Raw genomic sequence first — 13,047 nt, 5'->3', positions numbered from 1 at the left:
CTTGACCGGGCGGGCGGCTTCATCGATGTACAGAGAGTTGTCTGTCGGGTCTCCCTGCGAGCTCAGGCCCCGTCGCGTCACGGGCGGGCGCCGCGCTTCGCGGCCTTGCCGCGGGCGCGCGGCCGCCGAGCGCCTGCCCCTTGCTCGTCGTCGGGCTCTCCCTCAGCGACATCTGCAAACATTGAAACCCCTGGCTCCTGCGAGGTGGTCGACGTCATGCGTTCTCGCCTGAAATCGGCTGCCCGCGGAGAGCCCAGCCAGGACGGCGGGCTGCCTGGTTGAACAGCCCTGGACACCATGAACGCGATCCGTAGACACGTATCGGCCGAAGAGGCGCCTCTTAGCCTACGAGCGCACATCGAGGGGCCCACCAGCTCGACCGCGTCCAGCCCAGGGCAGCAGCCGAGCTCGGGGACCCGCCAAACCCACTCGCGTCGCCGCCCGTTCCTGAGCCGCCTCCTGGCGGCGGGCGAGGCGATCGAGGCGGGGGATAGCGAGCGCGCGAGGGCCCTCATCGAGGGCATCCTGCGGGCCGAGCCCGATACGGGGGACGCGTCCGAGCGCATCTCTGGCGTGTTTGGCCGGGCGCTGCTCGCCCGCCTGGACGGAGATCGCTCCGGCGACGGGAATCTGTACCTGCGCAGCGCCGGGCCGCGGGACATGCTCGCGGCGTTTCAGCTGCTCGTCCACGCGACGCCGCTCATCCGGTTCGGCTACCTCAGCGCGAACGCGGCCATCGTCGAGGCGTTCCAGGACGAAGGGGAGATCCATGTCATCGACATCGGCGTTGGCGGCGGTACGCAGTGGCCATTCCTGCTACACCGGCTGGCGACGCGGCCCGGCGGCCCGCCGCGGGTCCGGCTGACCGGCATCGATCTGCCGTGCCGGGGCCCCGATCCCGAGCAACGGCTGCGCTGGGCGGGCGCGTTCATCGGGGGGTGGGCGGAGCGGCTGAAGGTCCCCTTCGAGTTCCACGGCGTCGCGTCCTCGGTGGAGCGCGTCGACTGGAGCCGTATCGCGTCCCGCTCCACGGCGCCCATCGCGGTCAATGCGGCGTTCGCATTGCACCACGTGCCGGATGCCTCGGTGCACGCCACCGCGAACCGCGACACCATCCTCACGAGGATCCGCGCGCTGTCGCCGCGCGTGCTGACGCTCGTCGAGCCGGATGTGGAGCACAACGCGCACCAGTTCCTCCCGCGGCTGTCGGAGGCGATCGGCCACTATTACGCGGTATTCCAGGCGCTCGAGGCGCTGCTCCCGCCGCACATCGCCGCGCGGGAGACCATCGAGCAGGTCTTCTTCGGGCAGGAGGTGATGAACGTGGTGGTGGGCGAGGGGGCCGCGCGGGTCGAGCGGCACGAGCGCCGGGGCGCCTGGCAGCGCCGCCTCCGCATGAACGGCTTCGAGCCGCTCCGCGTCTCGCCGCACGAGTCGCTGGTCCGCGGAGCGCTCCGCCTGAGCCAGGGGTTCGACGTCCGGAGCGACGAGCCCGCGCTCCTGCTCATGCGCAACGGCGTGTCCATCGTGGCCGCGTCGGCGTGGCGTCCGCGGCAGCTCCCGCCGCCATCGCGGTTCATGTCGGGGCTGTTCCGCCGCTAGGAGCGCCGCACAGCACAGGTGAGCCCATAACGCACGAATCTGCGCCCCTCTACCAACAACCGCTTCCCTGTCCGGATCACATCCGGACGCGAGCGGCTCCTCGCCCTCAGCGCCTCAGGAGGACGAATGCCACCCAGAGCACCAGCGTGCCGAGCGCGAGGCACGCGAGGGGGAGCCACAGGGCGCGGCGCTTGTGCATTGCGGTTTCCCAGAGGTCACGCCGGTACCCCGGCGTGTGACCGCCCTCGGCCGTGGACCGGGGGTCGTGGAGGGGAAGAGGGCTCAGCCCTTCGCGCCTGACGAGCTCGAACAACACCGAGCCGCGCGCCTGGGCCCGTGCGAGCTGCCCCAGCAGCTCACGGCGACAATGAAGGCAAAACGTCGACGCATCCTCTTCAATGCCGACGAGGTCGAGCTCTCGTAGCCGCTGCTGCTCCCAGCTCTCCCTGGCTTGCCGGGCCTCGTTGTGCGCGTCCTCTCGGCGGTCGTCGTGGTGTGGGCTGTCCTTCGCGCTCATCGCAGCTCCTGATCGGGGGCGCGGTCTGCGGCTCCCTATGAGGATCTATTCCGGCCAGCCGCGAGAAATTCTCACACAATGCGCCTGGCGAACATGCCGCGCTGGCCGCAGGCCACCCGGACGAGCAGCTGACAGTCAGCGAGCGGCGAGCTCACCGAGCTCAGCAGGTGACGAGCACCTTGAGGGCGCCGGGCGCCGCAGCGGCCGCCAGCGCCTCTGCGGCGCGCTCCAGCGGGAGCCGCGCCGACACGAGGGAGCGGACGTCGACGGTCCGGGCCTCGAGGGCGCGCAGCGCTGGCCCGAACAGCCCGCAGCGCGACCCAACGACGGTGATCTCGTTGACGACGAGCTCCGCGAGGTGGACGCTGGAGAGCCCGGCCACCGTGCTCTTGAGCACGAGCGTGCCCCTGGGCCGGGTCGCGCGGGCGGCCCTCACGAACCCCTCGGCGGTGCCGGTGGCCTCGACCACCAGCTCGGCCGGATCTCCGGCCCAGGCGCCCGGAGGCGGCGAGGCACCGGCGTCGGCCTGGCCCGAGGGCTCCGGGCGAACGAGCTCGGTCGCGATGCCCTGCGCGCGCAGTAGGGCGAGCTTCTCCTCGTGTTTGCCGACCGCGAGGACGCGGGCGCCAGCCTGGTGGAGCACCTGCGCGATGAGCAGGCCGAGCTTCCCGTCGCCGAACACGAGCGCCGACGCGCCCGGCGACACACGCACCTGCTCCAGGATCGCGAACGCCGCCGCGAGCGGCTCCGCGAACACCGCCTCCTCGTCGTCGACCCCGTCGGCCACGGCGTGGAGGTTCGCCACGGGCACCGCGACGCGCTCCGCCAGCGCGCCGTCGGCGCCGACGATGCCCATGACCGTGCGCGTCGGGCAGTGCCTGCCCAGCCCGCGCGCGCAGCTCTCGCAGCGGCCGCACGCGAAGTTGATCTCGCCCACCACGCGGCGGCCGAGCCAGGCGGCCGGGCCCTCCACGACGTCGCCGACGAACTCGTGCCCGAGCGTGCCGCGGAAGCCCATGTAACCTTTGATGATCTCGAGATCCGTGTTGCAGATCCCGGCGCACCGCACCTCGACCACGGCCATGCCGGCCGTGGTCGAGGGGGGGTCGCGGTCGATGACGCGCGCGGCCGTTCCGTCCCAGACCAGCGCTCGCACGATCGAGCTCTAGCCCGCCGCGAGCGCCAACCGGCGCTTCGCCGGCTGCATCAGGTACGCGTCGACCGCGTCCGCTGCCTTGCGCCCCTCGGCGATGGCCCAGACGACGAGGCTCTGTCCGCGCGACATGTCGCCGGCGGCGAAGACGCCCTCCACGCTGGTGCGCCCGCCGTGGGCCTTCACGTTGCCGCGCTGGTCCATCTCGACGCCGAGCTGCTCGAGCAGCCCCTCGCGCTCGGAGCCGACGAAGCCCATCGCGAGCAGGACGAGCTCGCACGGGATCTCGAACTCGCTCCCCGGGACCGGCACGAACTTCCCGCCTTCCAGCTTCACCCGCGCCGCCTGGAGCGCGCGGACGTGCCCTTGCTCGTCCCCGAGGAACGCGGTGGTCGACACCGACCAGTCGCGCTCGCCGCCCTCCTCGTGCGAGGACGAGGTGCGGAGGATGAGCGGCCACGCGGGCCACGGGTTCGTCAGCGAGCGCTGCTCGGGGGGGCGGGGGAGGAGCTCGAGCTGCGTCACGTGCGCCGCGCGGTGGCGGTGGCTCGTGCCGACGCAGTCGGAGCCGGTGTCGCCGCCGCCGATGACGACCACCCGCTTGTCCGTGGCGAAGATCGCCTCGCTGTCGGGGATCACGTCGCCGGCGACCCGCTTGTTCTGCTGGGTCAGGAAGTCCATCGCGAAATGGACGCCCTTCAGCTCCCGGCCGGGCACCGGCAGGTCGCGCGGCCGGCGCGCCCCGCCGCACAGCACGACGGCGTCGTACTGCTCGCGCAGGGCGTCGCCGGTGATGTCGACGCCGCAGTGGACGCCCGTGCGGAACGTCACCCCCTCGGCCTGCATCTGCTCCATGCGCCGGTCGATGAGGTGCTTCTCCATCTTGAAGTCGGGGATGCCGTACCGGAGCAGGCCGCCGATGCGGTCGTCACGCTCGAAGAGCGTCACGTCGTGGCCCTTGCGCGCGAGCTGCTGGGCAGCAGCGAGCCCGGCGGGCCCCGAGCCGATCACCGCGACCTTCTTGCCCGTGCGCTGCTTCGCGATGACCGGCGCCACCAGGTTCCGGTCGAACGCGCGATCCGCGATCGCGCGCTCGACGTTCTTGATGGTGACCGGCTTGCTCTCGATGTTCAGAACGCACCCCGCCTCGCAAGGCGCGGGGCACACGCGCCCGGTGAACTCGGGGAAGTTGTTTGTCGCGTCGAGCGACGCGATCGCCTCCGGGAGGCGATCGCGGAACATGTGATCGTTCCAGTCGGGGATCAGGTTCCCGAGCGGACATCCGTCGTGACAGAACGGGATGCCGCAGTCCATGCACCGCGCTGCCTGATCGCGCAGCTCGGCGTCGGGGACCGGGAGCTCGAACTCCTGCCAGTCGTTCAAACGCTCGGAGACGGGCCGCTTCTTGATGTCGACCCTCTGGATCTCGAGGAAGCCTCGTACCTTACCCATGGGCGGCCGACCTCTCTCCCGTGCTCAGGGGACCCGCGTTGGCGGGGATGTAACGTCCAGTGGAAACATAGGGGGTGGAAGGAGAAAGGAGAGACACGAGCCTGTCGGACCCGTCCGCTCCGTTCGTCGCGGGCGACGCCGCGGCCTCCAGGGCGCGGCGGTACTCGCTCGGGACGACCTTCACGAACTTCGACAGGACGGCCTGCCAGGACTCGAGCAGCTCGATCGCCTTCCGGCTGCCCGTGCGCCGCACGTGCTCCTCGAGCAGCGCCCGCACCGACTCGGCGTCGGCGGCGGTCATCGTCTCGAGCTGCACCATCTCCTTGTTGCAGCGCGCCTCGAAGAGCGCGTCCTCGTCGAAGACGTAGGCGAGCCCGCCGCTCATGCCGGCCCCGAAGTTGCGGCCGGTGGTGCCGAGGATGATCACGGTGCCGCCCGTCATGTACTCGCAGCCGTGGTCGCCCACGCCCTCGACGACGGTGGTGGCCCCGCTGTTCCGGACCGCGAAGCGCTCGCCGGCGCGGCCGTTGAAGAACGCGCGGCCGCCCGTCGCGCCGTACAGCACGACGTTGCCCACGATGACCTGATCGTCCGGCCGGAACGGCGCCTCGCGCGGCGGTCGCACCGCGACCACGCCGCCCGAGAGGCCCTTGCCGACGTAGTCGTTCGCGTCGCCTTCGAGCTCGAGCGTCATGCCCCGCGAGGCGAAGGCGCCGAAGCTCTGGCCGGCGCTGCCGGCGCACTTGACCACGATGCTGTCCTCGGGGAGCCCGGCGCTGCCGTGGCGGCGCGCGATCTCGCCGCTCAGCATCGCGCCGAGCGTCCGATCCGAGTTCTTGACGCGGGTCTCGATGACGACGGGCGCCCCGCCGTCGATCGTCGCGCGCGCCTTCTCGATCAGCTTGAGGTCGAGCACCCGGTCGAGCTTGTGGTCCTGCAGCTCCACGCAGTGGGTCGGGCTCGTGAGCGCCTCCTTCGGGCGGTACAGCACCTCGGAGCAGTCGATCTTCCTCGCCTTCGGGTGGAGCCCGGTGCTCCGCTGCACGATGCAGTCGGAGCGCCCGACCATCTCGGTCAGCGTGCGGAAGCCCAGGCGCGCCATGATCTGCCGGAGCTCCTCGGCCACGTAGAAGAAGAAGTTGATGACGTGCTCCGGCGCGCCCGTGAACTTCTTGCGGAGCTCGGGGTCCTGCGTGGCGATGCCGACCGGGCAGGTGTTGAGGTGGCACTTGCGCATCATGATGCAGCCGGTCGCGACGAGCGGCGCCGTGGAGAAGCCGAACTCCTCGGCGCCGAGCAGCGCGGCGAACGCGACGTCGCGGCCCGTCATCAGCTTGCCGTCGGTCTGCACGATGGCGCGGCCGCGGAGCCCGTTCATCACGAGCACCTGGTGCGCCTCGGCGAGGCCGAGCTCCCACGCGACGCCCGCGTGGTGGATCGACGTGAGCGGGGAGGCGCCGGTGCCGCCCGAGTCGCCGCTGATCAGCACCACGTCGGCGTGCGCCTTCACGACGCCCGCGGCGATGGTGCCGACGCCCGCCTCGGCGACGAGCTTCACGCTGATGCGCGCCTTCGAGTTGATGTTCTTCAGGTCGAAGATGAGCTGGGCGAGATCCTCGATCGAGTAGATGTCGTGGTGCGGCGGCGGCGAGATCAGCGTCACGCCGGGCGTCGAGTGGCGCACCTTCGCGATCACCGCGTCGACCTTGTGGCCCGGGAGCTGGCCGCCCTCGCCGGGCTTGGCCCCCTGCGCCATCTTGATCTGCAGCTCGTCGGCGTTCACGAGGTACTCGGCCGTGACGCCGAACCGCGCCGAGGCGACCTGCTTCACCGCGCTCCGCTTCGAGTCGCCGTTCGGCAGCCGGAGGAAGCGCACCGGGTCCTCGCCGCCCTCGCCGGTGTTCGACCGCGCGCCGATCCGGTTCATCGCGATCGCGAGCGTCTCGTGCGCCTCCTTCGAGATGCTCCCGAAGGACATGGCGCCCGTGGCGAAGCGCTTCACGATCGAGGCGGCGGGCTCGACCTCCTCGATCGGCACCGGCGGGCCCGCGGGCCTGAAGTCCCACAGCCCGCGGAGCGACATCGGGTGCTCCTGCTGCTCGTTGATGATGGAGGCGTACTCGGCGTAGCTCTTCGCGTCGTCGAGGCGGACCGCCCGCTGGAGCGAGGCGATCGACTGCGGCGTCCAGAGGTGCCGCTCGCCGGACACGCGGAAGTGGTGGTGGCCGCCGACGTCGAGGTGCGCGCGCGCCCGCTCGCCGTACGCCGCGTGGTGGCGCGCGAGCGCCTCCTCCGCGATCTCGCGCAGCCCGACGCCGCGGACGCGCGACGCCGTGCCGGTGAAGTACGCGTCGATGACGAGCTGATCGATGCCGATCGCCTCGAAGATCTGCGCGCCCTGGTAGCTGGAGAGCGCGCTGATCCCCATCTTCGACATGATCTTCAGGATGCCCTTCTTGAGCCCCTTCACGTAGCGCGAGCCCGCCGCGGTCGGCGAGAGGTCGGCGCCGAGGGTCTTGTCGCGGCACATCGCCGCGATCGACTCGAACGCGAGGTACGGGTTCACCGCGCCGGCGCCGTAGCCGATGAGCAGCGCCATGTGGCCGACCTCGCGCGCCTCGCCGGTCTCGACGATGATGCCCGCGCGCGTGCGCGCCCCCTCGTTGATGAGGTGGTGGTGCACGGCGCCCACCGCGAGCAGGCTCGGGATGGGGGCGAGCGTCTCGTCGATGCCGCGGTCGCTGAGGATGAGGATGCTCGCGCCGTCGGCGATCGCGCGGCTCGCGTCCTTGCAGAGCTTCGCGATCGCGGCGCGCAGGTTGTCCTCCGGGTCGCCGTCGACCGGGAAATACATGGGCAGCGTGGCCGCGCGGAAGTCGGGGAAGACGTTCTTCCGCAGCTTCGACAGGTCGTCCTGCGTGAGGATCGGGTGCGGCAGCTCGAGCATCCGGCACTGGCGGGGCGTCTCCTCGAGGAGGTTGCCCTCGCCGCCGACGCAGCTCACGAGCGACATCACGATCTCCTCGCGGAGCGGGTCGATCGGCGGGTTCGTGACCTGCGCGAACAGCTGCTTGAAGTAGCGGAAGAGCAGCTGGGGCTTCTCGGAGAGCACGGCGAGCGGGATGTCGATGCCCATCGAGCCCACCGGCTCCTCGCCGAGGGTGGCCATCGGCCCGAGGATCATCCGCAGGTCCTCCTCGGTGTAGCCGAACGCCTGCTGCAGGCCCCGGAGGTCCGCGTGCGGGATGGTGTAGAGGCTCGGCACGTCCTCGAGGGCGCGCAGATCGATCTTGTTCTCGGCGACCCACGCCGCGTAGGGCTTCTGCGTCGCGACGCGGCGCTTGATCTCGTCGTCGCTGACGACGCGACCCTCGGTCGTGTCGACGAGGAACATCTTGCCCGGCTGGAGGCGCCCCTTCTGGATCACGCGCGCCGGCTCGATGTCGAGGACGCCGAACTCGCTCGCGAGCACGACGAGCCCGTCGCTCGTCACGACGTACTTCGCGGGGCGCAGCCCGTTCCGGTCGAGCGTCGCGCCGATCAGCCGTCCGTCCGTGAAGCACAGCGCCGCGGGGCCGTCCCAGGGCTCGATCAGACAGCCGTGGTACTCGTAGAACGCCTTCTTCTCGGCCGACATGTCCGGGTCGAGCGCCCAGGCCTCGGGCACGAGCATCATCATCACGTGGGGCAGCGAGCGGCCGCTCGCGAGCAGGAAGTCGACCACGTTGTCGAGCGCGGACGAGTCGGAGCCGCCCGGGCGGATGATCGGCTTGAAGTCCTCGATCGCGTTCGCGAAGACATCGCTCTTCAGCAGCGCCTCGCGCGCCGACATCCACGCGGTGTTGCCGCGCACGGTGTTGATCTCGCCGTTGTGCGCGATGACCCGGTACGGGTGCGCGCGCTCCCACGTGGGGAAGGTGTTCGTGGAGAAGCGCGAGTGCACCATCGCGAGCCGCGACACGGTGCGCTTGTCGGACAGATCGGGGTAGAACGCCGCGACCTGCTCCGCGAGCATCAGGCCCTTGTAGACGACCGTCCGCGACGAGCACGACGTGATGTAGAAGTCGTCGGCGTTGGCGGCGCGGCCGGCGCGCTTGCGGATCGCATACAGGACCTGCTCGAAGGACTGGCGAGGCGCGACCCTGCCGATGAACAGCTGGCGGATCGCGGGGCGCGAGTCGCGCGCGATCGGGCCGAGCGCCGCGTCGTCGATGGGGACGTCGCGCCAGCCGAGGACGCGCTGTCCGTGGTGCACGACCGCGGCCTCGAGGATCGCCTCGCACTGGCGGCGCCGCGACGGGAGCTGGGAGAAGAACGCCGTCGCGACGGCGTAGTCGCCGGGAGCAGGCAGCGCGATGCCAAGGGCGGCCAGGGACGTGGCGTACAGCTCGTGCGGGATCTGGAGGAGGACGCCCGCGCCATCGCCGGTGCAGGGGTCGCAGCCAGCGGCGCCGCGATGGGTTAGATTTTCGAGGATCTCGAGCGCTTGGCAAACGACCTCGTGCGTCGCTTCACGGCGGAGCGTGGCGACGAATCCGAGACCGCATGCGTCGTGTTCGAAAGCCGGATCGTAAAGACCTTGTCGTTGGGGCAGAGGCATGGTGCTGACTTCACACGCGCGTAGCACAGGTGGCACAAGGATTGGAGCCCTAGTTTAATGCGGCGCGCCAGGAGGCGCGGAACCGGGCCAAAATGGGGGAGGGGTGTCGCGTCGCCTTGACCGTGTGCCGCCGCGCCCGGCGGCGGCGCTCGGCAGTGGACGCCCGTCGTCGGCCGTGGTGTGGGTGGGGGCGGCCGGCTCGCCGGGCCGGCCCCCGGCCGCGCGGTATTCGGATGAAGCTCTTCGCACTCAGCGATCTCCACGTCGGGTATGCGGAGAACCGGTGGGCCATCGAGCGCATGACGCCGCGGCCGAGCGACTGGCTCATCCTCGCCGGTGATCTCGGGGAGACGGAGCAGCACCTCATCTACGTCCTCGAGACCCTGGGTCCGCGGTTCAAGCGGCTCGTGTGGACGCCGGGCAACCACGAGCTCTATACGATGCCGAGTGAGCGCGGCGGTCCGCGCGGCCAGGCCCGGTACGAGCGGCTGGTCGAGCTGTGTCGGAGCCGCGGCGTGCTCACGCCGGAAGACCCCTACGTGCTCTGGGACGGCGAGGGCGGACCGCACGTGCTGGCGCCGATGTTCCTGCTCTACGACTACAGCTTCCGGCCGGACGGCGTGCCCGAGCGCGACGCGGTGGCGTGGGCCATGGAGAGCGGCGTCCTCTGCAGCGACGAGGAGCTGCTCGACCCGGCCCCCTACGCGAGCCGACCCGAGTGGTGCCGGGCCCGCCTCGCCGCGACGGAGGCCCGTCTCGGCGCGATCGAGGGGCGCCCCACGGTGCTCATCAACCACTTCCCGCTGCGCGAAGAGCTCGTGCGGCTGCGGCACATCCCGCGTTTCTCGATCTGGTGCGGGACGCGGCGCACGCACGACTGGCACACGCGGTTCCGCGCGCGGGTGGTCGTGTCAGGGCACCTCCACATCCCCCGCACCGACTGGATCGACGGTGTTCGTTTCGAGGAGGTGTCGTTCGGATACCCGCGCCAGCGGCCCATCGAGCGCAGCGCCGACAGCTGCCTTCGGGAGATCCTGCCGGGCCCTGCAGGCGCGGCGCCGCCGAGGATGTAGATGCTGACGATCGGCCCCGGCGCCGCGCACCTCTGGTACGTCTTCTGCGACTCGGCTCGCGACGAGGCGTTGCTCGAGGCGTACCACCGGCTGATGGCCCCTGACGAGGCGGCGCAGCAGGCGCGCTTCCTTTTCGCCGAGAACCGGCACGAGTACCTGCTCACCCGCGCCCTCGTGCGCACGGTCCTCTCGAAGTACGCGAACGTCGCGCCCGAGGCGTGGTCGTTCGTCCGGAACGAGTTTGGCCGCCCGCAGATCGCCGGACCTCCGGGGGTGCCGCCGATCCGGTTCAACCTGTCGAACACGCGGGGGCTGATCGCCTGCCTGGTCGCGCTGGATCGCGACGTGGGCGTCGACGTCGAGGACACCGAGCGCGCGAGCGGCGCGGTGGACATCGCCGATCGCTTCTTCTCGCCAGGCGAGGTGAGGGCGCTGCGCGCGCTGCCGCCGGAGAGGCAGCGCGCGCGCTTCTTCGAGTACTGGACGCTCAAGGAGTCGTACATCAAGGCGCGCGGGATGGGGCTCGCGATCCCGCTCGATCAGTTCTCGTTCCACCTGGACGATGGACCGGCGATCGGCATCTCGTTCGATCCGCGGCTCGGCGACGACCGCTCGGCCTGGCAGTTCGCGCTCTACCAGCCCTCGGCGCGGCACACGATGGCCGCCGCGATCCGCAGCGGGGGCGGACCCCCGCTGTCGATCGAGCTGCGGGAGACGGTGCCGCTGCGCGACGGCGGATGAGCGACGGCCGGGGCCGTCCGCGCGAGGCCGCCGCGCGGCGGGGCCGACGCGCATCCCTCCCTGGCAGGCCTCCGGCTGGCTGGGGAAGCGCGCCCGCGGCCCCGGCGCGCGGCGCGCGAGGTCAGTCAGGCCGCGCGATCGAGAGCTCGACGTTGCGCCACGAGGGCTCTCCGCGGCCGTCGTCGCCGAAGCCGGAGGTGACGTCCACGACGGCCCGGCGGCGCCCTTCGGAGGCGATCGGGTCGTCGCCGACGGCGTAGTCGAGGGCGGCGCCCCGGATGGCGACGAAGCCGTTGTCCTCGTCCCAGATCTCGATGACGCGGACCTGATGGGGGTAGTCGGCGAGCGCGGAGGTCTCGAGCTCCCAGTACGCGTGCCCGCCGGCCGGAGAGACCCGGGTCACCCGGTGCACGTGGGTGTGTCCGGCGAGGTGGAGCAGGACGTTGTCGTAGCCGCCGACGAGCGACTGCCACGCATCGACGTCGATCGCGCCGGGCACGGCGGGGGTGCCCGTCGCGGCGAAGGAGCCGTCCCCGAGCGAGCGCGACGCGTGGTGGGACGTGAGGATGACCCACCTGCGCTCCCGCTTCGCGCGGTCGAGCGCGGGACGGATGAACCGATCGACGTCGTCCTGGAGGATCACGCCGTTCGGTCCGCCCGTCTCGGCGGCCGTATCGAGCACGATGACGCGAAGGGGGGTGTCCTTCATGTCGAACTCGTAGAACGCTTTGCCGTACGCGCGCTCGTCGGGCCCGATCCCGTGCCCGTCGCCGGTCGCCGCGACCCGATCGAGCAGCTCGGGGCGGCTCAGCAGCGCTCTCCTCGGGTCGGGGACGACCTGGCCCGTGATCACCGGAGCGCCGGGGAGAGACCAGTCGCGCGTCCCGCCGTCCGACCAGCTCCCCGTCGCGAGCTCGGCGCGCGTGTGCACCGGGAAGTTCCCCTGGTGCAGGACATCGTGGTTGCCGGTCACCCATCGCCAGGGCACGAGCAGCCCCTCGGCGAAGAACGGATCCTTGGGATCGTTGTCGGGGCCTGGCACGGGGTCGTCGTCAGCGCCCGAGTCGCACTCGACGCGCTCGGCGCCGTCGAGGATGGCCGAGAACCACGCGATCTCGTTCGTCTGCGCGCTGTCGGCGTTGTCGCCGCCGAGCAGCACGAAGTCGATCGACGTGCTGCGATGGAGCGCGTTGATCGTGCGGACGGCGGCGTTGAGGATCCGGCACTCGTGCCCTTCCTGCGGGCGGAACGCCGACGCGAACACGCCGGGCGAGTCGAAGATCGCCAGCCGAGCGGGCGACTCGTCGTCCGCGAGCTGGGCGTCGGCGAGGTGGACGAACCTCGTCAGGAGCGTCGGCCGCTCGCCGCGCGGCGGTGGAGGGGTGTCGTCGAGCGTCGCCGGGGCGAGCGGCTGCCCCGGCCCGCTCTCGAGCTCGCCGTAGCCCTCCGCGAGCATCTGCTCGATCTCCGCCGGGACAGCGGGGTTCCTGTCCGGTGGATCGGCCACCGCGGCGCGCGGCGCCCAGGTGCGAGCGGTCGTCAGCGGCGGCGCGCCGCGGAGCGCTGGCAGCGGTACCGGCGCAGGGAGCGGCGCCGGAGCGATGGACTCCTCCCCGGCACACGCCGCGAGCGCAAGGGACGCAAGGAAGAAGCGCGCCGCGGGGCGACCTGGGCGCGCTCGCGCGATCCGCCGCCGACCGGGCTCCCATGTTGCGATGCCCACCGCTCGTGTCTGGCTCATCGCTTCCTTACATGACAACACCACAGCGCCAGATCAAGAAATGTTCACTCGGGCGGTAGCGTTGCCGTTGGGGGCCGGCGCCGACCAAGGAAGAGAGAGCGCAGAACGCGCGTAGTACGTCCCACGTAGCGCAGCGCGGCGCCGCGGAGCGTCACGTCGAGGCGCACG

The 13,047-nt window shown here is 71.3% G+C and carries 8 protein-coding genes; 3 read left to right on the top strand and 5 right to left on the bottom strand.

Annotation, left to right across the window (positions count from 1 at the left end; genetic code table 11):
• Positions 1-297 precede the first annotated feature (297 nt).
• On the top strand, positions 298-1,602 hold the full coding sequence (locus tag WMF12_RS26640; RefSeq protein ID WP_437739485.1) for a GRAS family protein: 1,305 nt from the start codon (positions 298-300) through the stop codon (positions 1,600-1,602).
• Positions 1,603-1,708: 106 nt separating this feature from the next.
• Here the strand turns inward: WMF12_RS26640 and WMF12_RS26635 are convergent, their stop codons facing one another.
• From WMF12_RS26635 to gltB, 4 genes are all read right to left on the bottom strand, one after another.
• Positions 1,709-2,119 carry a hypothetical protein gene (locus tag WMF12_RS26635; protein ID WP_437850031.1) on the bottom strand — a complete coding sequence of 137 codons (411 nt, stop codon included), beginning with the start codon at positions 2,117-2,119 and terminating at the stop codon, positions 1,709-1,711.
• A 160-nt stretch (positions 2,120-2,279) separates the two neighbouring features.
• The gene (locus tag WMF12_RS26630; protein WP_437850030.1) at positions 2,280-3,275 is read right to left on the bottom strand and encodes an MDR/zinc-dependent alcohol dehydrogenase-like family protein; all 996 of its coding nucleotides are present in this window, start codon (positions 3,273-3,275) and stop codon (positions 2,280-2,282) included.
• 9 nt (positions 3,276-3,284) lie between these two features.
• A complete protein-coding gene (locus WMF12_RS26625; protein WP_437850029.1) occupies positions 3,285-4,724 on the bottom strand; it encodes a glutamate synthase subunit beta in 1,440 nt (479 codons plus the stop codon).
• Positions 4,717-9,324, bottom strand: coding sequence for a glutamate synthase large subunit (gltB, locus tag WMF12_RS26620; RefSeq protein WP_437739481.1), 4,608 nt, complete (start codon positions 9,322-9,324; stop codon positions 4,717-4,719). Before gltB ends, WMF12_RS26625 begins: the two co-directional genes overlap by 8 nt.
• 233 nt (positions 9,325-9,557) lie before the next feature.
• Here gltB and WMF12_RS26615 point away from each other — a divergent pair, with 233 nt between their 5' ends.
• Together WMF12_RS26615 and WMF12_RS26610 are read left to right on the top strand one after the other, a co-directional pair.
• Complete coding sequence (locus WMF12_RS26615) at positions 9,558-10,397, top strand: metallophosphoesterase family protein (protein WP_437850028.1); 840 nt, start codon at positions 9,558-9,560, stop codon at positions 10,395-10,397.
• Entirely contained in the window at positions 10,398-11,138 is a 741-nt protein-coding gene (locus WMF12_RS26610) for a 4'-phosphopantetheinyl transferase family protein (RefSeq protein WP_437739479.1), read from the top strand.
• Positions 11,139-11,259: 121 nt separating this feature from the next.
• On the opposite strand, the gene WMF12_RS26605 is transcribed toward WMF12_RS26610, so the two are convergent.
• The gene (locus WMF12_RS26605; RefSeq protein ID WP_437850026.1) at positions 11,260-12,879 is read right to left on the bottom strand and encodes a metallophosphoesterase; all 1,620 of its coding nucleotides are present in this window, start codon (positions 12,877-12,879) and stop codon (positions 11,260-11,262) included.
• Positions 12,880-13,047: the final 168 nt, after the last annotated feature.

The sequence above is a fragment of the Sorangium sp. So ce363 genome (assembly GCF_051520435.1).
GTDB lineage: Bacteria > Myxococcota_A > Polyangia > Polyangiales > Polyangiaceae > Sorangium > Sorangium cellulosum_B.
The sequence above is the reverse complement of the archived record's forward strand: the minus strand, read 5'-3'. Positions and strand labels throughout refer to the sequence as shown.

What these genes read in the sequence shown, in the direction of transcription:
- WMF12_RS26610 (WP_437739479.1), top strand. Translation starts at nt 10,398, where the DNA reads ATGCTGACGATCGGCCCCGGCGCCGCGCACCTCTGGTACGTCTTCTGC.
- gltB (WP_437739481.1), bottom strand. Translation starts at nt 9,324, where the DNA reads ATGCCTCTGCCCCAACGACAAGGTCTTTACGATCCGGCTTTCGAACAC.
- WMF12_RS26605 (WP_437850026.1), bottom strand. Translation starts at nt 12,879, where the DNA reads ATGAGCCAGACACGAGCGGTGGGCATCGCAACATGGGAGCCCGGTCGG.
- WMF12_RS26615 (WP_437850028.1), top strand. Translation starts at nt 9,558, where the DNA reads ATGAAGCTCTTCGCACTCAGCGATCTCCACGTCGGGTATGCGGAGAAC.
- WMF12_RS26640 (WP_437739485.1), top strand. Translation starts at nt 298, where the DNA reads ATGAACGCGATCCGTAGACACGTATCGGCCGAAGAGGCGCCTCTTAGC.
- WMF12_RS26635 (WP_437850031.1), bottom strand. Translation starts at nt 2,119, where the DNA reads ATGAGCGCGAAGGACAGCCCACACCACGACGACCGCCGAGAGGACGCG.
- WMF12_RS26625 (WP_437850029.1), bottom strand. Translation starts at nt 4,724, where the DNA reads ATGGGTAAGGTACGAGGCTTCCTCGAGATCCAGAGGGTCGACATCAAG.